This window comes from Nocardia sp. NPDC059154 (assembly GCF_042755705.1).
In the GTDB taxonomy this organism is placed as follows: domain Bacteria; phylum Actinomycetota; class Actinomycetes; order Mycobacteriales; family Mycobacteriaceae; genus Nocardia.
In genome coordinates this window covers 52,177-72,145 of record NZ_JBHZCS010000038.1, presented here as the reverse complement: position 1 = coordinate 72,145, position 19,969 = coordinate 52,177, and the positions used below count along the sequence as shown (strand labels likewise).

The 19,969-nt window shown below is 66.8% G+C and carries 20 protein-coding genes and 1 pseudogene; 7 read left to right on the top strand and 14 right to left on the bottom strand.

The annotated features are described in order from the left end of the window. Positions 1–76: 76 nt before the first annotated feature. Together ACFXN1_RS29585 and ACFXN1_RS29580 are read left to right on the top strand one after the other, a co-directional pair. On the top strand, positions 77–373 hold the full coding sequence (locus tag ACFXN1_RS29585; RefSeq protein WP_379445929.1) for a DUF899 family protein: 297 nt from the start codon (positions 77–79) through the stop codon (positions 371–373). Further along, entirely contained in the window at positions 339–611 is a 273-nt protein-coding gene (locus ACFXN1_RS29580) for a hypothetical protein (protein WP_379445930.1), read from the top strand. Before ACFXN1_RS29585 ends, ACFXN1_RS29580 begins: the two co-directional genes overlap by 35 nt. Before the next feature lie 51 nt (positions 612–662). On the opposite strand, the gene ACFXN1_RS29575 is transcribed toward ACFXN1_RS29580, so the two are convergent. Further along, the gene (locus ACFXN1_RS29575) at positions 663–938 is read right to left on the bottom strand and encodes a hypothetical protein (RefSeq protein WP_379445928.1); all 276 of its coding nucleotides are present in this window, start codon (positions 936–938) and stop codon (positions 663–665) included. A 238-nt stretch (positions 939–1,176) separates the two neighbouring features. On the opposite strand from ACFXN1_RS29575, the gene ACFXN1_RS29570 reads away from it, so the two are divergent. Continuing rightward, positions 1,177–2,100: an esterase/lipase family protein gene (locus ACFXN1_RS29570; RefSeq protein WP_379445927.1), complete on the top strand. Its 924-nt coding sequence runs from the start codon at positions 1,177–1,179 to the stop codon at positions 2,098–2,100. Positions 2,101–2,123: 23 nt separating this feature from the next. Here ACFXN1_RS29570 and ACFXN1_RS29565 read toward each other — a convergent pair whose 3' ends face one another. Together ACFXN1_RS29565 and ACFXN1_RS29560 are read right to left on the bottom strand one after the other, a co-directional pair. After that, a complete protein-coding gene (locus ACFXN1_RS29565; protein WP_379445926.1) occupies positions 2,124–3,011 on the bottom strand; it encodes an alpha/beta hydrolase in 888 nt (295 codons plus the stop codon). A gap of 5 nt (positions 3,012–3,016) precedes the next feature. Beyond that, positions 3,017–4,525 (bottom strand): flavin-containing monooxygenase, encoded by a 1,509-nt coding sequence (locus ACFXN1_RS29560; protein WP_379445925.1) that lies wholly within the window; start codon positions 4,523–4,525, stop codon positions 3,017–3,019. Positions 4,526–4,652: 127 nt separating this feature from the next. On the opposite strand from ACFXN1_RS29560, the gene ACFXN1_RS29555 reads away from it, so the two are divergent. Beyond that, positions 4,653–5,906: a PucR family transcriptional regulator gene (locus tag ACFXN1_RS29555; RefSeq protein WP_379445924.1), complete on the top strand. Its 1,254-nt coding sequence runs from the start codon at positions 4,653–4,655 to the stop codon at positions 5,904–5,906. Between the two features lie 469 nt (positions 5,907–6,375). After that, positions 6,376–6,612 (top strand): hypothetical protein, encoded by a 237-nt coding sequence (locus ACFXN1_RS29550; protein WP_379400970.1) that lies wholly within the window; start codon positions 6,376–6,378, stop codon positions 6,610–6,612. A gap of 157 nt (positions 6,613–6,769) precedes the next feature. Here the strand turns inward: ACFXN1_RS29550 and ACFXN1_RS29545 are convergent. Next, a pseudogene (locus ACFXN1_RS29545) lies at positions 6,770–6,907 on the bottom strand (GMC oxidoreductase); the annotation flags it as partial. 306 nt (positions 6,908–7,213) lie between these two features. Between ACFXN1_RS29545 and ACFXN1_RS29540 the strand changes: the two are divergent. Then, positions 7,214–8,395, top strand: a complete 1,182-nt coding sequence (locus tag ACFXN1_RS29540) for a PucR family transcriptional regulator (RefSeq protein WP_379445923.1) — start codon at positions 7,214–7,216, stop codon at positions 8,393–8,395. Here ACFXN1_RS29540 and ACFXN1_RS29535 read toward each other — a convergent pair. The 8 genes from ACFXN1_RS29535 to ACFXN1_RS29500 all read right to left on the bottom strand — a co-directional run bounded on the left by ACFXN1_RS29535 (position 8,359) and on the right by ACFXN1_RS29500 (position 16,304). Continuing rightward, positions 8,359–9,012 (bottom strand): TetR/AcrR family transcriptional regulator, encoded by a 654-nt coding sequence (locus ACFXN1_RS29535; protein WP_379445921.1) that lies wholly within the window; start codon positions 9,010–9,012, stop codon positions 8,359–8,361. The genes ACFXN1_RS29540 and ACFXN1_RS29535 overlap by 37 nt on opposite strands. 80 nt (positions 9,013–9,092) lie before the next feature. Then, complete coding sequence (locus tag ACFXN1_RS29530) at positions 9,093–9,788, bottom strand: transporter (protein ID WP_379445920.1); 696 nt, start codon at positions 9,786–9,788, stop codon at positions 9,093–9,095. A gap of 72 nt (positions 9,789–9,860) precedes the next feature. Then, positions 9,861–11,153, bottom strand: coding sequence for an NAD(P)/FAD-dependent oxidoreductase (locus tag ACFXN1_RS29525; protein ID WP_379445919.1), 1,293 nt, complete (start codon positions 11,151–11,153; stop codon positions 9,861–9,863). Between the two features lie 6 nt (positions 11,154–11,159). Next, a complete protein-coding gene (locus tag ACFXN1_RS29520; RefSeq protein WP_379445918.1) occupies positions 11,160–12,485 on the bottom strand; it encodes a saccharopine dehydrogenase family protein in 1,326 nt (441 codons plus the stop codon). Between the two features lie 244 nt (positions 12,486–12,729). Beyond that, complete coding sequence (locus ACFXN1_RS29515) at positions 12,730–13,380, bottom strand: GAP family protein (protein WP_379442627.1); 651 nt, start codon at positions 13,378–13,380, stop codon at positions 12,730–12,732. 43 nt (positions 13,381–13,423) lie between these two features. Continuing rightward, positions 13,424–14,440, bottom strand: coding sequence for a hypothetical protein (locus tag ACFXN1_RS29510; protein ID WP_379442626.1), 1,017 nt, complete (start codon positions 14,438–14,440; stop codon positions 13,424–13,426). Then, positions 14,437–15,771, bottom strand: coding sequence for a Dyp-type peroxidase (locus ACFXN1_RS29505; RefSeq protein WP_379442625.1), 1,335 nt, complete (start codon positions 15,769–15,771; stop codon positions 14,437–14,439). The genes ACFXN1_RS29510 and ACFXN1_RS29505 overlap by 4 nt, the downstream gene beginning before the upstream one ends. A gap of 11 nt (positions 15,772–15,782) precedes the next feature. Next, on the bottom strand, positions 15,783–16,304 hold the full coding sequence (locus ACFXN1_RS29500; protein WP_379400982.1) for a hypothetical protein: 522 nt from the start codon (positions 16,302–16,304) through the stop codon (positions 15,783–15,785). Positions 16,305–16,467: 163 nt separating this feature from the next. Here ACFXN1_RS29500 and ACFXN1_RS29495 point away from each other — a divergent pair, with 163 nt between their 5' ends. Then, a complete protein-coding gene (locus tag ACFXN1_RS29495) occupies positions 16,468–17,481 on the top strand; it encodes an AraC family transcriptional regulator (protein ID WP_379442623.1) in 1,014 nt (337 codons plus the stop codon). A gap of 2 nt (positions 17,482–17,483) precedes the next feature. Here ACFXN1_RS29495 and ACFXN1_RS29490 read toward each other — a convergent pair whose 3' ends face one another. Together ACFXN1_RS29490 and ACFXN1_RS29485 are read right to left on the bottom strand one after the other, a co-directional pair. Continuing rightward, positions 17,484–18,587, bottom strand: a complete 1,104-nt coding sequence (locus ACFXN1_RS29490; protein ID WP_379442622.1) for a family 43 glycosylhydrolase — start codon at positions 18,585–18,587, stop codon at positions 17,484–17,486. 127 nt (positions 18,588–18,714) lie between these two features. Beyond that, positions 18,715–19,887, bottom strand: coding sequence for a serine hydrolase domain-containing protein (locus ACFXN1_RS29485; protein ID WP_379442621.1), 1,173 nt, complete (start codon positions 19,885–19,887; stop codon positions 18,715–18,717). Positions 19,888–19,969 lie beyond the last annotated feature (82 nt).

Below are 19,969 nucleotides of genomic sequence, written 5' to 3'. Positions count from 1 at the left end.
CGGCAGGGAGCGAGGAGGCATCGAGTAGTGTCCAGAGCAGGGTGAAGTCGATGGCATGCCGGTCTAGGAGGTCCGTATGTCTACAGCTTTTCCGAATGAGTCGCGGGAGTATCGCGAGGCGCGTGAGGCGCTGCTTCAGCGGGAGGCCGATCTCCAGCAGCTGATGGAGTCCGTTGCGGCGCAACGGAAATCACTTCCGCCCGGCGGCGAGGTCCCCGAAGATTACGTGTTCGATCGAATCGGCGACGACGGTGCCGCAACGACAGTGCGTATGTGCCAAGGCCCCCATCGAGCGAGTAGCGGCGTTCGCACACGACAGGGGGTGGCGACACACCCGGGTGCTGTCGGCGGCGAACTCCAATTTTCGGAGTGACTACGGCGGCGACAGTGCTGCCGGCCACCCGGTACCGCTGCTGACCGTGTTCAAGCGCTCGCCCGACGGCACGATTCGGCTGCACTGGGCAAGCGAGCTCATGTTCGCACCACCGGATGATCCGTGGCAGAACCCAGAGCATCCCGACACGGTGGAACCGCTCTGGACACTGTTCGATCTGGCCACATCGCCCCGGTTCCGCCAATGGCGAGTTCGACACCTACCCGCGAACTGGTGACGACGTCGCGGTTCCTCACCCGGCGATTGTCGGCGAGCCGATCGAGCCGGGCTAGGTGAAGTGGGCGTCGGAGTGGAAGAGGAGTTGCCAGTATTCGCTGCGGATTGCGTCCCATAGGTCGGCGAATTTGGTGAAACGTTCACGGGCCCAGCACAGGTCGTGGCAGGTGTTGTCGTCGAAGGCGGCGGGGTCGGGGGGTCGGGCGGCGTTTGTGACGGTGAGAGCGAGGATTTCGATGCTGCTGCCGATCATGCGCCATGCGGCCTGTTTTCCGCCGACGGAGGTGTAGCGGGTCCGTTGTGTGCGATGTGCGGGTGTTGCTGACATGTATCGCGATCCGGGGTGGGGTGAACGGTGCTGTCGACTGTCCTCCTCCGGCACCGGTGCGATCAATTGGGGAGGAGTCCAACAGAACGTCCGGGGTTGCCGCGTCGGGTTGGAGATTCCTACCGGGGTTCAGACGAACCACCGTGAACGTCGAGATTCCAGAAACACTCCTCCACCTGCGGGGAATTTATAGGACTAGACTGAGAGAAAAAGTTCGTTCGTTTTCTTGGAGCTCGACATGGGCATACGCGAATGCGTCGGCTCGGTTCTGGCCACCACCGCGATTGCCTTGGTACCGAACGTCGTTGCGCCCGGCATTGCCACAGCCGCCGATCCGCTACCGGAGGCGACTTTCGAGCAGATGGTTGCCCGGGAAGCCTGGTTCGTGGTGTCCGGGCAGGATCCCGCACAATCGGCGCCCGGCGTGAATGTGCCGTGCGCACCGTCGGCGGCGCATCCGCGGCCGGTGGTGCTCGTGCACGGCTTTCCCGCCAATCAGTACAACGGGTTTGCGCATCTAGGGCCGAAGCTGGCGAATGCCGGGTACTGCGTGTACTCCCTGAATTACGGCGGGACCAACGCCTTCGACGGCGGCGTCGACGGGGTGGCGGTGTCCGTGCCGCAGGTATCCGCCTTCATCGACCGCGTGCGGGCCGAGACCGGCGCCGCCAAGGTCGACCTTCTCGGGCATTCCGGTGGCGCGTTCGTTTCGCTCTACCTCGCGAAGACCGACCCGGCAGCGGCTGACCGGATCGGCGCGGTCGTCGTCCTGGCACCACCCACGAACGGAATCACCGGCGGACTTATCGGCGGCGCAACACAACTCGGGCTACGCGGGCTTTTCGCGAGCGTATGCGGGATCTGTGAGGACGTCTCCCCTGGCTCGGCGGCGATGACCCGGCTGCACGACGGCCCGATCGCCCGGACCGGCATTCGCTACACCACCATCGTGTCGGCGCACGACGCCATGGTGTCCCCGCCCGCCACCGCGGCCATTGCCGAGGGTGGCGTCACCGACCTCGTCGTCCAGGACCAGTGCCCGGACGACCCGGTCGGGCACAGCGGCTTGGCGTACGACCCGAGTGTGGACGCGATGATTCTGAACGCGCTGGATCCGGGGCGGCCCATGCCGGTGCGGTGCGGGAGCGGGCCGCAGTTCTGACCTGCCGATCGCGGACGTGGAGGTCACCGCAATACAGCGGTGAGGAACTCGAGCTGGTCGGCCACCGCCTGCTGCTGCCACGGGCCCTGATAGATGTCGAAATGGTCGAGGGGGTACTCGCGAATACGCGCCCGCGGACCGGCTTTCGCAGCGACGCGCAGGGCCGCGCTCGGTGGCGCGACACTGTCGTTCGTGCCGACCTGCACCAGGATCGGACAGGGCACGCGCCTGGCGAACGTGGTGGGCCGGTTCAGCCCGACTTCCAGGGCGGCCCGAGCGCATACCTCGTTACGCCAGGTCGGTCCCGCGACCGGGATGACAGCCTCCACCGCGCCCGGGCTGGTCATGATGGCCGGCGATCCGGGCGGGCCGACGATCGGCACGTAGTGCGGCGGTCGCTTGGCGATGCTCCGGGCGAGGTCACGCAACCCGTGCCCGGCCGCGCGTGCGAGGTAACCGACACCGGCACGGCGCATGACGTGCGCCAGCGTGGCGAGTCCGTCCATCGCGGGGGTGATCGCCACGATCGCCGTGATCCGCCGGTCCTGGGCGGCGACCGCGACGGCATGGCCGCCGGAGTAGGAGGTCCCCCAGAGCACAACGCGTTCTGGGTCGACGCCGGGCAACTGCCGAGCGACGGCGATTGCCGCGTGGTAGTCCTTGCGCTGCTGTCGGTACGAAACACGCTGTCGTGGAGCGCCTTCGGAGTCTCCGAAGCCACGGTAGTCGAAGACCAGGACGTCGTACCCGGCCGCGACGAATGGTTCGGCATACCCGAGCAGTCCGGTGTCGCGGGTGCCGCCGAAGCCGTGCGCCATGACCACACACGGACGCCCGGGCTCGCTGCCCACCCCAGGAAAATGCCATGCGGCGCAACGGGTTCCATGGCTGGTGAAGGTGATGTTCCGCATCGCGCTCACCTCGCCGCGGCCACGGTCGCCGGGGCGGCGAAGGTGAACCGCAATGCGGTGTCGTGCACCGGACTCTCGCGCAGACGCTCGGCGTCCTTCTCGTAGGCCATCTCCACTGTCCACGGGCCGCGAGTTCCCGCCCGCGGGAACCCCGCGATCCCCCGCTGGACATAGCCGGAGTGCAGGTCGTCCACGAGCGGCACCCGCTCCATGGCCGGGTCGGCCGCCGCCGGCATGACGGTGTGAAAACCGTTGGCGTCCATATGATCGAGCAGACGGCAGAAGTGCTCGCAGACCAGATCGGCCTTGAGCGTCCAGGAAATATTGGTGTAGCCGACCACGAAGGCCAGGTTCGGCACCTCGGAGAGCATCATCGACTTGTAGACCGTTGTCCGCGGCAGGTCCACCGGTCGCCCGTCGACCTCGAACCGGATCCGGCCGAAGGGCGACAGGTTGAAACCCGTTGCCGTCACGATGATGTCGGCGCTGAGCTGCTGACCCGATTCCAGCAGGATGCCGGTCTGCGTGAAGCGCGCGATGCGGTCGGTGACAACCGAGGCGCGGCCGCTCGACAGCGCCTTGAACAGGTCACCGTCCGGCACCACGCACACCCGCTGCTCCCACGGGTTGTAGCGGGGCGTGAAATGCGTGTCGACATCGAAATGGGCGGGCAGTTGCCGCCGCACCATGGCGATCAGCAGCCGGCGCGCCGAGCGCGGGGCGCGCTTGCAGGCCTTGTAGATTCCGCGGGTGATCATGATGTTCTTCCGCCGGATCAGGGTGGCGGCGCGTTCGGCGCCCAGCACCCGGTTGAGAGCGCCGGCGATCACGTCCACGGCGGGCAGCGACATGACGTAGCTCGGCGACCGTTGCAGCATGGTGACGTGGGCGGCGCTGCCCGCCATCGCGGGAATCAGCGTCACCGCCGTCGCGCCGCTGCCGATGACGACCACGCGTTTCCCGGCGTGGTCCAGATCCGCCGGCCAATGCTGCGGGTGCACGACGCGGCCCTCGAATTCGTCGAGGCCGGCGAAATCAGGGGTGTATCCGGCACGGTGGTCGTACATTCCGGTGCCCAGGAACAGGAATCGCGCCGTGAATCGCACCCGCTCCGCGCTGCCGCCGTGTTCGACGAGGACCGTCCAGCGCCCGGTGGCGGAGGAGAACTGGGCGTCGAGCACCCGGTGACCGAATCGAATGTGTTCGGACAGACCGTTTTCCGTGATGGTGTCACGCAGATAATCCAGGATGAGATGCCCGTCGGCGATCGACTTGCGATGCGTCCACGGCTTGAAGCCGTAGCCGTAGGTGGGCATGTCCGAGTCCGAACGCAGACCCGGATATCGGAACAGGCTCCAGGTACCGCCGATCGAGTCGCGGGCTTCGAGCACCGCGAAGGACGTGCCGGGGCGGCGGGTCGCGAGGTGGTAGGCGGCATCGATACCGGATATTCCGGCGCCGATGACCAGAACATCGAAATCGGTGGTGTCGTGGTGGCTGGACGGGATCGTCACGAAAGGTCTCCTGGGCCGCAGAGAGGCGGGGCTGTGATTCGGTTCACGTTAGGAGCGAGGTCGCCGCCGGGGTATGTCCAACGGGCCAGCATTTGCCCCCGAAAATGTGCGGCGGCACACTGGGTGCATGAATGGTCCCGATCCGGCACCCGAACTCGTCGACCTCATGGGCCGAGTGGCGGAGTTGATGCTGGCCGATCTCGACCAGCTGGTCGCCGAGATGGATGCCGCCGAGATCGAGCTGTCCCCCATGGTTGGCGCCGACGCGGCACTGATCGCGGACATGACGGCCAGCAATCGCGCGAATGCCGCACGGCTGCTGACCGTTCTCGCTCGCCGGGAGTCCCGCACCTCCCCGATCGACGTGCCGCCCGAAGCGCTCGACGTCGCCCGCACGGTCGCGCGGCGCGGCATGGATCTCGACGTGATCTTCCAGTCCTATCGGCGTGGGCAGAACACCGCGTGGCGGCACTACCTGGCGCACGCCACGCGGATCGCGGGATCGGGTCCGCTGCTCGTGCCGCTGCTCGAGATCTCCGCTCAGCGCATGTTCGAGTACGTCGATCAGGTTGTCGGCCGGGTCATCTCGGTCGCTCAGCGTGAACGCGAGGAGATCCTCGGTGGCGCGCTGGCCCGGCGCGCCGAGACGATCCGGCTGATTCTCGACGGCGCGCCGATCGACAACCGCCGGGCGAGCGAGCGGCTCGGATACGACCTCGCCGGCACGCACACGGCGCTCGTGCTGTGGTCTTCGCCGGCCGGTGAGGTCCAGGGCGCGCTGGAGTCCGCGGCGGCGATGCTGGCGCGGGCCGGTGGGGCGCGGCCCCCGCTCACGCTGTCCGCGGGCAGCTCCACACTGTGGGCGTGGGTGGGCACCCGTTCCGCCTTCGCGGTCGACGGCCTGCGCGGCGCGCTGGGTGCGGCCCACCCGGGCGTCCGGGTCGCGGTCGGCCCGGCGCGCTTCGGCATCGCCGGCTTCCGCCGCTCGCACGAGGCGGCGCTGGGGATGCACAACCTGCTCGCCGGGCAGCCGGACGCCGCGCGGGTCACGCTCTTCCACGACCTGGAGGTCACCGCGCTGACGGCGGAAAATCCCTCCCGCGCAGCCGAATTCGTCGCCGACACGCTGGGTCCACTGGCGGCGGACACTCCCGCTGCCGCCCGGTTGCGCGAGACCCTGCGCGTATTCCTGGAGGAAGCCGAGAACGCCCCGCGTACCGCGGCCCGCCTGCACACGCATCGAAACACGGTGCTGCAACGCGTTTCTCGCGCCACCGAGCTGCTCGGACATCGGCCGGGCGAACGCCGATTGGCCGTCGAGCTCGCACTCGAACTCGCCCATCGAATCGGAGCCCGCGTCCTGACTCGCACCGACACGTAGCCGGACGCGGGTGGCCCGGTTTCCGGAGAACTGACATAAGGGCATTTCGACCGCGAACTCGCCATTCGTGTCCTTACATGCCTGTTGACAGCGTCACACCACCCCCCCTAAAGTCGAATTCAATTCGAGATTGGACTACTGCCCGGCCCGTCGGCCGGTCGCGGTTTCAGCGCCCGTCTGTGGCGACAGCAAATGAACAACAGAAGCGGAGTGGGCCCATGCCCGAGAACCAACGCGCGAGGTCGGCCGAATGACCAGCGCACATCCTTCGTGCACCGCCGGCTCGACCGGTGGGCCCGATAGTGGGAGCTACGGCGGGCGTTGGACGGACCTCGGAACAGAGCCGCCGCGGGCACCCCGACCGTCGCACGAATCGACGCTCCGGTCCACAAGGCCCACGAGATCGCCGAAACCGCCGGGATCCAGCCATGTTCCGGCCCCGAGTGACCCGCAGCGAAAGGCGGTGCCGATGACTCCCATCGAGAGCGAGATGCTCGAATTCGCGACCGCCTGGGCGCCGTACGGCGGGAATGACGCCGAGGCGTTCGTACGTTTCGGCTTGAGCCCGAAGGAGTTTCACGCCCGTCTCATGCGGCTGTTGACGTCTTCGGCGTCGCAGGTGCTCACCGGGGCGACCGCGTCCACGCTGCGCAAGCAGTGCATGGAGCGATTGCGTCACCCTGCCGTGGATACTCCCGCCCGGTAGCGGACCCGGTACGGCGTGCAGGCGATCCGCCTGCACGCCGTCGTTTCCGGTATCGACCTCATGAGCAGCGCGTAGGGCCTGCTCACCCATTCATGTCCCCGCAGTGGGGAGTCCGCCGCGAGTCACTCGGCCTGCGCGGCGGAGGCGAGAGTCTCGCTTATCCCGAAATCCCGGCATCGGCCGCGATCAGGTCGGCTGCCTTCTCGGCGATCATGATGGTGGCCGCGTTGGTGTTGCCGCGCACGACCGTCGGCATGACCGAGGCGTCGGCCACGCGCAGACCTTCCATGGTCCGGCGTCAACGCGGTCATCAGCGATTCCCGATCGGTGCGATAGTTCAGGAAGGCACATCGGGGTTCTCGGACAGCCGGGCGGCCAGCACGGATCCTGCGGAACCCGCGCCCACGACGACATAGTCGTACACAATCGGCACCTCTCTTCGCTTTCGCATCGAACTCGGGCCGATATGGCCCAGACACTATCGATCTCGATACTGCAAGCGAAGCCCCGGTCCACACCATGTGCCCGAGTCGGCGGATCCGGGTTGCCGACTGTGTTCCAGCACACAACACGATCTCGTCATTTTCGTACTATCGAACGCATGACAGCCCTGATCGGACCGCCCGCCAACGGGTCCGAGGCGGTTGCCCGCACCCTGCTCGCGGACGTCGACGACCTCACGAGTGAACTGGTCGGGCGCATCCGCACCGTAGACCATGCCTACGCGGAAACCGCCGCCCTGCCGGAAGCCGTGCTGCACACCGCCGTCCACGACAATCTGGAGGCCATGCTCGGCCAGCTCGCGGGCATCAGCGGGCGACGGCTACAGGCGGCCACCGAGGTCGGCAGGGCCAAGGCCGAACTGGGTATTCCGCTCGCCGCACTGCTGCACGCCTACCGGCTGGCGGGCCGGCTGATCTGGGAGCGGTCCCTGGCCACCGCGGACCGATCCGGCGAAAGCATCCTGCCCACACTGGGTTCGGAGGTCTGGCGGCTCATCGACGACTACTCGAGCGCGGCGGCCGACGCCTACTCCGGCTTCCTGACCGAGCGTGTCACCAGGGCCGACGCCGAACGGCAGGCCATGCTGCGCACCTTGTTCTACAGCGACACCGACGCCGCGTCGCTGGCCGATATCGTCCGCATGCTGCACCTGCCGCGGGCCGGTGTCTTCGTCGTCGTACACGCCGAGTCCGGTGTGCCGTCCACCAATCCGGTGCCGGGCGCGGAGGGCGGGCTGCGCGCGGCCTACGTGCACTCGGTGTGGTTGACCGAATCGGATGCTCGCATCGGGCTGCTCAGCCTCGGAAATCAACGCGCACTTGATCATTCGCTGACCCGGCTCCGGCAGATCGTGAGCGGCCGGGTCGGCGTCAGCCGCATCTTCACCACACTGTCGATGACCGGCGCGGCCGTGCGCGAGGCCGAACTCGCCGCCCGCTGCACCCACCCCGGCTCGAACGCCGTCACCGTCTACGGGCACACCCCGCTCCCGCTGGTGCTGGTCAGCGCGCCCGAGGCCGCCCGCAGCCTCGCCGACGAAATCCTCGGCCCGATCCTCGAACTCGACGACGAGGACCGTGACAGCCTGCTCGACACCCTCGATCTATGGTTCGACTGCGGCGGATCGAACACCGAGGTCGCGCAGCGGCTGAACTACCACCGCAACACCATTCACTACCGTCTCCGCAGAATCGAGACCCTCACCGGGCGTCGCTGCTCGGATCCCAGATCCGCCGCGGAGCTCTATGTCGCGCTCCGCGCGGTTCGGCTCGGCTCCTGACTCGAGTCCGTGCCCGGTAGCTGCGGCGGTCCGTACAGCGCGGATATCCAAATGTTGTAGAGCACGTCGACGACCCGCTTCGGATCCGCTTGCGGGGCACGACCCAACGCCTGGGTCAGATAGCGTTCGTCCATCCAAACCAGGGCACGGGCGGTTTCGGTGACATCGAGATCGGCGCTGATGCGGCCGTCGGCCTGATCGTCGGTGATGCGTTTGGCGGTGGCGTCGATGAATCGTTGCACCAAGCCGCTGTACGCAGCGTCGACCTTCTCATCGCTGCCGGCCGCATCCGATAGCGCGCTCAATACCGCGCCGTGCTCCAGGTAGACCTCGGCCAGTCCCTCGAAAGCCGCCCGGGCATCGTTGAGCAGGTCGGTCCCCACCAACCAGCGGTCGACCATCCCGAACACTTCCTGCCCGAGTTCGTCGGTAACCCGCAACACGAGGTCGTGACGGTCTCGGAAGTGGACGTAGAAAGCCGGACGCTTGAGCCCGGTGCGGCTCATCACCGCATCGACGGTCATCTCACGAAACGGCCGCTCGCTCAGGAACTCCTTTGCGGCGTCGAGGATCTCGCGTTCCGACTCTTTCGGATCATGCTTCGGGCGTCTGCTCATCGTGTCCTCACTACTTCACGATAAAGGTGACCCCGCGCAGCCGCCGCCGGGCGTGTCCGCCTATCGGCCAGGTTCCACCATCATCTGGACCGCCCCCGGCTGACCACGGGCTGATCGGATTCCGTTCGCTCGTTGTGGCGGTGCAATGCGCGATAGCCGTAGTAGTACATCATCATCTGGAATCCCCAGGTCGCGAGCGCACCGATATAGAAGAACGTGTGGTTCTCGTCATCGCCGGGTATGTGATAGAAGTCGTACGTCGCGGCGATGACGAATCCCGCCGCGGTGGCAAGGACCACCCCGATCGCCTGTCCTCGCTCATCGATATTCCAGAGCCGTCGCGCGAAGTAGAGCAGGAACAGGGACGTGATGACGTTCACCACGACATAGAAGGTCGCCCCGGCGACGCCTATCCGGTCGGCGAATATCGACAGGTACAGGCCCGCGACGGTGGCAAGCGCGAAGACGGCGATATCGATTGGCAGCGAAGGCTTGTAGCGGTGGGTCACCTTCATCAACCCCAGGACGAGAATCAACGTGATTCCGACGGCCCTGGAGAACGCATCGAAAAAGAGCGCGATGTGGTACATCGGGTTGTTCCGAGGAGCGCCGAACAATGCGAAGAAGAAGAAATTGGTGCCGGAGGTCGCAACGATGGTCCATTCGAGGCCGAGTAGGTAATTCCGGAAATTCCGAATGAATTTCCAGCCATAGGTGAACCCGACGAAGATCATCCAGAGATCGGCGATTAACAGCAGTAAGTTCTTGATTTCCATGGTCATCTCTTGTGTTCGAAGGCCTGGCGGCCGTGTTCGAAGGGCCCTGCCTGCTGCCGGGCCCGTCGTTGATCAGTGGCGTGCCAACCGGTCGGACAGACGGTCACCCAGCCAGCCGAGTTCCAGTGCCGGTCCGCTGACGAAGCTGGGCCAGAAGCCGCCGCGGCCGTGCCAGATGGTTGTCAGGTCCTCGGGCATGGGTTCGCCGGAGAGCCGACCGGCCAGCATGTGGCCGACATACTGGGCTTGCGCGAAGCCGTGCCCGTTGCACGCCAGCGAATACAGCACGTTGGGTGAGGCCTCCCCCGCCACGGGCAGCCAGGAGGAGCTCATGCCGATCCAGCCGCCCCACGCCCGTTGCGGCGCGACATCGTGCAGCCCGGGAAAGCGGTCGCGGAAGCCACGTACGAGGTCGTCGACGATACGCGCCGACGGGGTCCGGGCGAGCAGCGGACCGCTGGTCGTCTCCAGGCGCCGGGTACCGAACACGATCGAGTTTCGCGGGGTGACGCGATAGCTCTCCAGGATCATGTGCGCGGTCACCATGGGCGCCCGACTGGTCCAGCCGATTTCGTCCAGGCGTTCCGGGGCGATCGGCTCGGTTTCCACCAGGGACGTCCATACCGGCGAGACCAACCGGCGCGGCGCGATCGAGAGGTTCTTGCTGTAGGCGTTGGTGGTGAGCAGCGCTTGCCTGGCACGCACCTGGCCATTGGCCGTCTCGATGGTCACCGCGCTGTCGCCGTCGGTGACGTCCTGCACGCGAGTGTGCTCGAAAACCCTTGCCCCCGAAGCGAGGATGGCGTCGCGCAATCCGAGGACGTACTTGGCCGGATTCAAGGTTCCGCCGATGCCCTCCCGCATACCTCCGAGGAAGCCGTCCGGGAGGCCCGCCGCTCGCCCCTCGACGAACTCGGCCGACGACCCCGCCTCTGCCATGATCTTGGCGTTTCGGCGCGCCTTGCGGAGCTGTCCCTTCGACACCGCGGCCTGCACGATGCCCACCTTCTCGAAATCGCAGTCGATGGCACGATGCTCGATGGCGTCCTGGGTGAATTCCACTGCGGCTTCGGCGAACTGGAACAGCGCCCGGACCTTGCTGCGGCTGAACAGCAATGCCAGCAACGCCGGGTCGGCCGCGATCGAGTTGGTCATGTAGCCGGCGTTGCGTGAGCTGGGGCCCCACCCGCAGGTTTCGGCTTCGAGAAGCACGACGTCGGCACCGGACTCGGCGAGCCGCAGCGCCGCCGTCATGCCGCCGACGCCACCCCCGATGACGGCGACGTCGCACGTGATGTCACCGGTGAGTGCGGGCTCGCCGGTGATGGGCGGTGCGGCCCAACCGGTTTCAGTCAAGAGATCCATGTGCCGTCACCGCCCGCCCTGCTCGGCCGAGGCACTCACCTTGCGCGACGTCACCGCCGAGCTCGGTGCGACCAGCGCCTCGACGACCTCATGGGCTTGCGCCCCGCCGGTCTTGGCGAACGTCCGGTAGAAGAGCTCCGGCTCGGCCCAGTCCTCGGGGGCCAGGACGCCGGACAGATCGCCCAGTTCCTGGATGGCCAGCACCATGAACGCCGCGGTCGCCGAACCGGTGGCGGAGGCCATGTCGGTCCAGGCGGTGCCAGGACCGCTGACCGGCACTCGACGCACCGAAACCACACGTTCCCCATCACGTTTGCCGATCAGGCGCACATAGTTCGTCCCGCGGAACGCAGGATGCTTACCGGCTGCTGCCGTCGCCAGGTACTTCAGCACCTCGCGCGCACCGATCTCGCCGCGGCGAACCGTGCCCCACAGCCCCGACAACGCGTACTTCCACACCCGGAGCGAGCCGGTCTTGTCGGTCATCACGTCGTTGACGAAATCGATCGCCTGGTCCATCGAGATCTTGTCCTGCTGCACCGCCACGGCGATGCCGCGCATGATGCCGTTGACGGGCGGCGGATCGAGCGCACCGAGCACCCGAATCCGGTCGGCGCCCGGCCAGCGCCGCGGCATCGTCACCGCCTCGGGATGCGCACATTCGTAGAACCGGTAGCCATCGCCGAAGCTGTTGCCCAGCGCGAACACATCGGTTTCGAGGAAGGTCTGATGAGTCACCGCGCGTCCGTGCTCCCAGGTGTGACAGGGTCCGGCATAGCCGCGAATCGCATGATCGAGCACCGCCCGCCCGTACGGCACCGGCCCTTCGTCACCGGTCACCCAGCACACATCGATGCGCTCGACCGTGTCCATATCGCGGGCCGCGTCGGCCGCCATCACATTGGTCAGTCCGGGTGACGCGCCACATCCGACGAAGATCGGCACGCCGGCCTGCCGCGCCCGGGCATCGAGTTCCATTGCGGCGAGGGTGCTTTCCTCATCGTCGTCGAGGTCGAGATAGGGCACCCGCTTCTCGAGGCACGCCTCCATCACCGGCTCCGCGGTCCGGTTGTAGGGCCCCGCGCCGAGCACGACGAGTGCGGCGCCCTCGATCGCGTTGCGCAGCGCGACCCCGTCGAACAGATCGAACGAGCCGATCGTCACTTCCTTGGTCGGCAATGTCGCGACGAACGCCTCGAGCGCCTCCGGCCGGATGTCGTACAACTCCAACTTCCAGCCGCCGCCCCCGGCCGTTTTGGCGAAGCGATCGATCGCCACGCGGCACATGTCACCTGCCGCGCCGATGAAGACAATTCTCTTTGCTGTGGTCATGGTCACAGGCTAGAGCGACACTTACGCGGTGTCAATGACGCTATGTAATTTTAAGCTGGCCGGTACATGATCGACATTTCGCCTGGTCGGCATCGGTGTGGTGTGGAAGTGGGCCGGAGTTCTGGACCGCGGAGTGCGGCGAACCGTGCAACGACAGCATGAGACCGTCTCGGGCCGTTGAGCTTCCGCCGACGGCCCGAGACGGTGGTGAGACACTGTGTGGCACAGTGCGATCAGTACCTGGTCAGAATCCGCTCAAGCCCTTGGCGAAGGCGGTGGTGCCCATCACCATGAACACCACGGCGATCACAGTGTGGTTGTTCGCCTGTAGCCAGTTCTTCAGGCGCGCCAGCGCGCCGCGCAGTTGATTCGCCGCGACGGCGTAGCCACCCACGGGGACGACCACCGATGCCGCGCCCAGAAAGACGAAGACGGCGATTGCCGCGGCAGTGCCGGCCGGGTTCAGCCCCGAGGTGCCGATAGTCACGCCCGCTGTGATGCACAGGAGCAGGTTTTTCGGATTCAGTAGCGACAGCAGTAGACCGAAGCCGGCAGCCTTGGCTACTCCGAGTTCATCGATGGCTTTCATCCAGCCCGGTATCGAATCGTCCTTGCGGCTGCCCCACTGACGGAAGGCGATGAACACCAGCAGCAGTCCCATGGCGATCTTGATCACGGAGGCCGCGGCGGAGGGCCGGCCCGCCGAACTCATCAGCCCGGATGCGGCAGCGGCTGTCACGAGCCCCGTGACCGTCAGGATGCCCGTCACCCAGCCGAGCGCGAAGCCCGCGCTCGCCCGGCCGGCGTTGGCGGAGAGCAGCATGAGGATGGCCGCCACCACCGGAATGGGTGACAGCGCAACGCCTATGGCCAGTGGCAGCAGGTCTCCGATCACAGGTCCCACCTCTGCGGCATCGGGCCGGCGTTTGCAGCCGCGGTCATTTCATCGCCGCGAGGTTGCGCCAGAAGTTGGCGAGGCTGTCGGTGCCGCCGAAGAGGGTGGTGAAGTTGGTGGAGTCGGCCATCACGATGTCGCCGGCGCGTTCGACGGTGGGGGGCAGCCACAGCAACGTATTGAACTCGGTGTTGCCCGCCTCGATGAACGGGTGGGGACGGGACAGTTCGATGGGCTGACGCGCGAGCAGGCGCACCGAATCGCTTTCGGGCTCGGTCAATTCGTAGTGGGGCAGGTGCGGGTGGAAATTGAAGGTGGTGACGTCGTCGAGCAAGCGCGGGGTGTCGAGGTCACGGAAGGAGGTGAGCGGCGCGATCGAGCGAGTGCCTTCGACGACGGCGGGTCGCAGGCCGTAGACGTTGTGCACCGGGACGTTCAGGGCGGTCATCAGCGAGCGGGTATAGGCGCCGAACCGCTGCTGGCGCGGCACCAGCGGATCACCGTGGTGTTCGAACTCGATCTGGCGCTGCTTCAGGTCATCGGTGAAGCCGACGTCGTGGTGCGGGGCGAGGAGCAGGCAGGTGCCCTCGCGCTGCAGCCACTGCTGGATTGCGGCGATCTCGTCGGGAGCCGCTTCCTCCTGCGCGAGAAGGTGATCGAGGCCGAACACCATGAGGGTGTCGGTGTCGGCGAGGATGCGTTCGTCGATGGGCTGTTTGAATCCGGCCTGGTCGATGCGCTGGAACACCGCCACCGGATGCCCCGTCACCTCCCCGGCTACCCGCTGGAAGTCGAGGGTGGAGCGGTGGAACAGTTCGAGGGTGCCCGCGATGCCCTGCAAGAAGTGCGCGGCATCGTATTCCGGCGTCTCGTAGGCAGGCCAGGTGGCCTGGCGCACCTCGGTCATGGTGGAGAAGCGGTTGTCCAGTTCGGACGTATCCCGTTGCGCCTCCCAGGGATAGCTCCACGACCAGTAGATGCTGACGCGCCGCTTGCCGGGGGTGTAGGGGCGGGCCAGGTGGGCCTGGTTGTAGGTACGGGCCGGGGTGAACGATGTCATGCTGCTGCCTCGATATCGGTGAGAGTGGTCAGGTAGCGCAGGGCGCGCAGCCCTGGCAGGAAGAAGTAGGCGCCGCCTCGGAGGCTGGTGAACGCCGGAATTCCGGTGATGGTCTTGCGAATCGGACGCTTCGGGATCTTGAACTCCAGCGTGCCGTCCTGGTTGCCGATGATCGGATCCCGCTCGTTGCCCAGTTCGTGGAACGACTTGTCGTTGACCCACACGTTCTGCGCGAACTCGAACTGGCGCACCAGGCTCGCGCACAGCACGAAGGCCGCGATGCCGCGGTCGGCGCCGTCGTCGGGGGCTCCCTCCGGCAGATGCGGCCCATAGGTCGCGCCGCGGCGAATCATGCGGCGGCGCTGCATGTTCACGCCCGTATCACGTGGATTCATGCGCCGGATATGCGACCCGAGCGGCACCGCGTAGCCGTGCGGATCCATCTGTTTGTAGTTGAAATCGTTGTTGCGGCTCATATCCGCACCCAGTTCCGGATCGTCGGCCTCCGGGGCGAGGACCAGCGGCGCGCCACTGCGCCAGCGGCCCATCAGTTTCGCCGCCACCAGCTCCTGTTCCTCGGCGGTGTCGCCGTGCTCGGCCATGAAGTCACGGAATCGACCCACGTGTTCGCGCAGGCGGCGATAGGCCATGAAGGTGCCGTTGCGCGAAAGCACCTCGGGCTGCGGCAGATCCAGCGGCGGCCCACTCTCGTCGTCGTAACCGAGGATGAACTCCCCGGCCTTCAGCGGTGCGCCGCTGCCCGGCGTGGGCTCCTCCCCCGTACCTTCGATCACCGGCTGCGACAAGCGATCCCGATAACCGAAGTGGTCGTGCGCGTAGCCGAACGGCGGTACGGCCTCCAGATCCAGCGACGACAGCACCGTGACACCCGGGCAGGCGGCAAGGAGTGCATCGTGTTCGGCCACCCGTCGGTCGCGTTCGGCGGCGTCACGGGCGAAGAGGATGACGATCGCGTGCAGATCGTCACCGGCCGTGCCGTCGATCCAATGGTCGGGATGGTTGGCCCCGGCATCACCCAGGACTTCGGCCCGGGCGGCCATGCCCTGGCGGAATTCCTCCGGGAAACTCGCCAGCGCGTCGGCCGGGACGCCCAGGGCGCGCAGTCCGGTCCAGGTGAAAGCCACGGACACCCACTGCTTGTCGGTGTCCACCGAGTCCTGCAAGTCGGCGACCGAGGGCACGCGGTCGGCCATGGCGGCGAGCCACGCACGCGCACCGGCGGCATCGGTGAAGGACAGGAACTCGTAGCGTCCGGTCAGCGCCGGCACCCGGGTCAGCAGGATGTGCTGGATATCGTCGAATTCGAGCATCACGACTCCCGCTACTGCATCTCGTCGAGCATGTCGGAGAACGCCGCTTTGAGCCGCAGGGCCTTCTTGACCTCGTCAGAGGTCACATACGGGTATTCGCCGTATTCGAGGAAGCTCGGGAACTGGTGCTTGCGGAAGAATTCGATGGCGGCGGCCCGATTGGTGCGCCAATCCTCGGGAAAGCCTTCGAGATTCACGAAGGCGGTGGTGATGCCCGTGGACAGGAACAGGTCGAGCGCGTCCTCGAGGTACTTGTCGAAATCGGTGTCGAAGATGCCCTGATACTGGAAGGTCAGGCCGTCGCCGATATCGAACAGCACCCACCTCAGATAGTGCAGCCGCAGCGGCGCAAGCACATTCGGATCCTGTTCGACCGCGGCCTGGATGACCTTGCCGTGTTCCCGGATCGCCGTCTCATGACCCGGCTTGACCTTGGCGACGATAGAAAACCCATAGTTAGCTGGTGTGCGGGGATAGACCGGGCCGTAGCGCCCCTGTTCGTACTCGAAGTACCCCGTCTCGGGGATCGCCATCGCTGCTGGCTTGGACCAATCCTCGTTGCTTGTGGCCACGTCGTCATCCCTTCCTTCGGTCCGGCTTCGGTTGCTGGAACGAAACCCACTGTAGGCAGCGCAGGGACCGACGGCTTATCATTACGGGACAGGATGCTGATCATTTCGGGACGTCGGAGAATCGGTGAAACCACTGGCCCGTTACGCGGCGCTGAACGAATACGTGGAGCTGTGCCGATCGCTGGGCATCGACCCGGTGGGGCTGTTGCGCGCGTCCGGCCTGGACCCGGCCGGTCTGAGCCTGCAGGACCGCTGGGTGCCCGCCGCCGCGATCGCCGAGCTGCTCGAGCACTCGTCCGTCGCGACGAACTGCGCAGATTTCGGGCTGCGCCTGGCCGAGCGCCGCCGCTTCGCCAATCTGGGTCCGCTGAGCCTGGTGGTCCGCGAGGAGCCCGACGTCCGCAGCGCTCTGACCGTGATGTCGCGGCACGAGGACACGTACAACGAGGCGCTGCACACCCGCCTCACCGAACAGAGCGGCCTCGCCAGCATCCGGCTGACCCTCGATATCGGGCAGCCCGGCGATACCCGCCAATCCGTCGAACTCGCCGTCGGCGTGCTGCACGGCCTACTCGCCGGTTTCATCGGTGCCCCGTGGCAGCCGGTGGAGGTCCGCTTCACCCACCCCGCCCCGCCCGATCTGCGCGCCCATCACCGGGTCTTCGGACCGCAGGTGACCTTCGAGCAGGACTTCAATGGAATTCTCACCTACACAAGCGATCTCGATGCGCCCAATGCGATGGCGGATCCACAGCTGCGCGCCTACACCCAGCGGCTGCTGGACCCCGTCCACCCGGTCCGTCCCGCGACCACCGCCGACCGCGTCCGCGAGCTCATCGAACTGCTCCTCCCCACCGGCCGCTGTTCGGTGGAGCAGGTGGCCCGCAGCCTGGGCGTCGACCGCCGCACCGTCCATCGCCGCCTCGCCGCCGAAGGCGAGACCTTCAGCTCACTACTGGATTCGACCCGCGCCGAACTGGCCCGCCACATGGTCGCCAACCCACGCCGCTCCCTGACCGAGACCGCCGAACTCCTCGGCTTCTCCGCCCCCGGAAACTTCTCCCGATGGTTCCGCAAACAGCACGGCTGCAGCCCCGCACAGTGGCGCCGCACCCGGGCATCGGCCGAGGCGACCTGACCTCAGCGCCGCGGCTCGGGCGTCACCGGGGTTCCCGGAGCGTTGTGGTCTCTGCCGTCGATCACGATGGGGGCGTCGGGGCCGAAGGCCATGCCGAATTGCGGGCGGCCGTCCTTGCCGAAGTACATGGGCTGGACGCGGATGCTGCGGCCGGGCCAGCCGGTGCCGGGTTCGAGGCGGGCGTGGTAGGTGATCCAGGGGCGGCCGTCGATGGTGAGGAATCCGTTGTGGCCGGGGGCGATGGCGCCGGGACCGCCGGGGAGTACGGGGCCGCCCGATTTGGTCCAGGCGTCGGGGTCCATGGGGTCGCCGCCGCGCGCCAGTTCGAGGAGGCCCAGGCAGTAGGTGTCGTCGAAACTGGCGTTGGCGGAGAAGGTTGCGAAGAGGCGGCCGTTGGGTGCGATGAGGGGTTGCGGGGCCTCGTTGATCAGGAGGTCCGCGTCGTTGGGGACGGTTTCCCAGGCGGCGGTGGGTGTTGCGATGCTGACGCGGTCGCCGATCGGCGTCATGGGATCCGACATGCGGACCATGCAAATGTCTTGTACGCGTGTGTCATCGGGGTTGCGCAGGCAGGACCAGAAGAAGTAGCCGGCGCCCGCGTACTGCTGGTAGGTGCCGTCGATGGCCCAGCCGCCGGGCAGGTTCAGCGGCCCGAGATATTCGTAGGGGCCCGTCGGGTCGTTTCCGGTGGAACGCAGCGCGTACATCCGATGGGTCTCGTTGCGGTCGTCCTCCTGCCCCGCGAAGTAGATCCACCACCGGTCGCCGATGTGCACGAGTTCCGGAGCCCAGATCTTGGTGCAGGCGGGGGCGGGGCAGTCGGGGTGCTCCCACACCACCTTCGGCTCGCTGTCCTCCAGTCCCCCGAGGGTGTCCGAGCTACGGATCACGATGTTGTCGTCGTTGTAGAAGTCCCCCTGCACCAGGTGGAATCGGCCCCGGTAGTAGGTCATGCTCGGGTCGGCCCCGGCGGCCAGCACCGGATTGGTGAATACTTCGCTATGCGCGCCGGTTGCCGAGGCCTTCGGCGTATTGCCCCCTGCGACCATCGTTCCGACGCCCACCGTCAGAACACCGACCAGCCCGACGGCTCTTCGCCAACCCACCAGCACCACCTCCAGCAAACGTCGAGAATTCAGTCTCGACGCCGTCGTGGGCTAGTTCAATCACATACGGAAAGCCGCAGGACTGCACAGCGATTCGCTGGGACTCCACAACGATCGGCTGCGCTGCTCACCGGCTCTCGGCGCACAGGGCATGGTCGATCAGGGCGCCGGCCACGTTCTCCTGGTCGCGGATGTGTTCCGGAGTGTCGCCGCGCGCCTCGGACATGGACACCACGGCGCTTCGCGTGCCGTCCTCGGTGACGCCGTTGAGGGTGATGTAGCCGCCGTCCCCGCCCTCGTGACTCCAGTAGGTTCCTCCGCAACCGAGGGGCCGTTCGGCCAGGCCGAGCCCGTATCGGCCACCGGGCCACAGCTGTTGGAGTTCCGCACTCACCGGGACGGTCTGCTTCATCTCCGTGAGCTGCCGCGCGGGGAGTAGCCGGCCGCCGAGCAGCGCGCGGAAGAAGCTGTTCTCGTCCCGGGTGGTGGTGACCCACGAAAGGATCTCGTGCTCAACGGGTATCTGATCGGTGACGTCCATCTCGGCGCCGGGACCGAAGAATTGGTAGGCCCGGGCGTGCGGCTCGGGCAGGGTGGGCGAGGCGCCGGTCCACCGGGTCTGGTCGAGCCCGAGCGGGCCGAGGATGCGGGCTTCGATCTCCTGGTGGGCGGGTCGGCCGGTGGCCTGCTGAATGATCGTGCCGAGCAGGACATATCCGGTATTGGAGTACTGCCAGCCCTGCCCGGGTGGGAAGTCCGGCGCCTGGGCCATGGCACGGGCCACCAGCTGCTCGGGACTGTAGAGGTCGTAGCGCTGCTGGTAGTACTCCTCCGGCGTGGTGTATCCGGGCAGGTCGTCGTGAATACCGCTGGTGTGCTGGAGCAGGTGGCGGATGGTGATCCGGCTGCCGTCGTTCCCGTTGCCCTGCACGACTCCCGGCAGCCAGCGGTCGACCGTGTCGTCGAGAGTCAGCGTGTGCTCGGCCTCGAGTTGGAGGACCACGGTGGCGACCAGGGTCTTGGCGGTGCTGGCCATGCGGAAGTAGCCGTCGGAGGGGACCGGGAGGCCGGTGTTCAGGTCGGCGGTGCCGCTGATGGCGACCGATTGCCCGCCGTCGGGTGTGATGACGCGGGCCTGCACGCCGCTGATGCCGAGGGCGTGGATCGCTTCGGTGTCCTGACGCAACTGCTCCACGAGCGAGGAACCGGTGGGCTGGGCGACCGCGGTGGCCATCTCGGCGACGAGCAACGCGGCGGCGCCGAGGGCAACCGAAAGGCGCCCGCGCAGAGTCGAAGTCATGACTGAACGCTAGTTTCGCCACCGCCCCGGCGTAATCCGGCACATCCCCAGAATCGGCATGGGGGAAATCCCCGAGCGCGAC

Excerpts from the sequence above, each read along its gene's own strand:
- ACFXN1_RS29585 (WP_379445929.1), top strand. The coding sequence starts at position 77 with ATGTCTACAGCTTTTCCGAATGAGTCGCGGGAGTATCGCGAGGCGCGT.
- ACFXN1_RS29575 (WP_379445928.1), bottom strand. The coding sequence starts at position 938 with ATGTCAGCAACACCCGCACATCGCACACAACGGACCCGCTACACCTCC.
- ACFXN1_RS29570 (WP_379445927.1), top strand. The coding sequence starts at position 1,177 with ATGGGCATACGCGAATGCGTCGGCTCGGTTCTGGCCACCACCGCGATT.
- ACFXN1_RS29565 (WP_379445926.1), bottom strand. The coding sequence starts at position 3,011 with ATGCGGAACATCACCTTCACCAGCCATGGAACCCGTTGCGCCGCATGG.
- ACFXN1_RS29555 (WP_379445924.1), top strand. The coding sequence starts at position 4,653 with ATGAATGGTCCCGATCCGGCACCCGAACTCGTCGACCTCATGGGCCGA.
- ACFXN1_RS29550 (WP_379400970.1), top strand. The coding sequence starts at position 6,376 with ATGACTCCCATCGAGAGCGAGATGCTCGAATTCGCGACCGCCTGGGCG.
- ACFXN1_RS29540 (WP_379445923.1), top strand. The coding sequence starts at position 7,214 with ATGACAGCCCTGATCGGACCGCCCGCCAACGGGTCCGAGGCGGTTGCC.
- ACFXN1_RS29535 (WP_379445921.1), bottom strand. The coding sequence starts at position 9,012 with ATGAGCAGACGCCCGAAGCATGATCCGAAAGAGTCGGAACGCGAGATC.
- ACFXN1_RS29530 (WP_379445920.1), bottom strand. The coding sequence starts at position 9,788 with ATGGAAATCAAGAACTTACTGCTGTTAATCGCCGATCTCTGGATGATC.
- ACFXN1_RS29525 (WP_379445919.1), bottom strand. The coding sequence starts at position 11,153 with ATGGATCTCTTGACTGAAACCGGTTGGGCCGCACCGCCCATCACCGGC.
- ACFXN1_RS29520 (WP_379445918.1), bottom strand. The coding sequence starts at position 12,485 with ATGACCACAGCAAAGAGAATTGTCTTCATCGGCGCGGCAGGTGACATG.
- ACFXN1_RS29510 (WP_379442626.1), bottom strand. The coding sequence starts at position 14,440 with ATGACATCGTTCACCCCGGCCCGTACCTACAACCAGGCCCACCTGGCC.
- ACFXN1_RS29505 (WP_379442625.1), bottom strand. The coding sequence starts at position 15,771 with ATGCTCGAATTCGACGATATCCAGCACATCCTGCTGACCCGGGTGCCG.
- ACFXN1_RS29500 (WP_379400982.1), bottom strand. The coding sequence starts at position 16,304 with ATGGCGATCCCCGAGACGGGGTACTTCGAGTACGAACAGGGGCGCTAC.
- ACFXN1_RS29485 (WP_379442621.1), bottom strand. The coding sequence starts at position 19,887 with ATGACTTCGACTCTGCGCGGGCGCCTTTCGGTTGCCCTCGGCGCCGCC.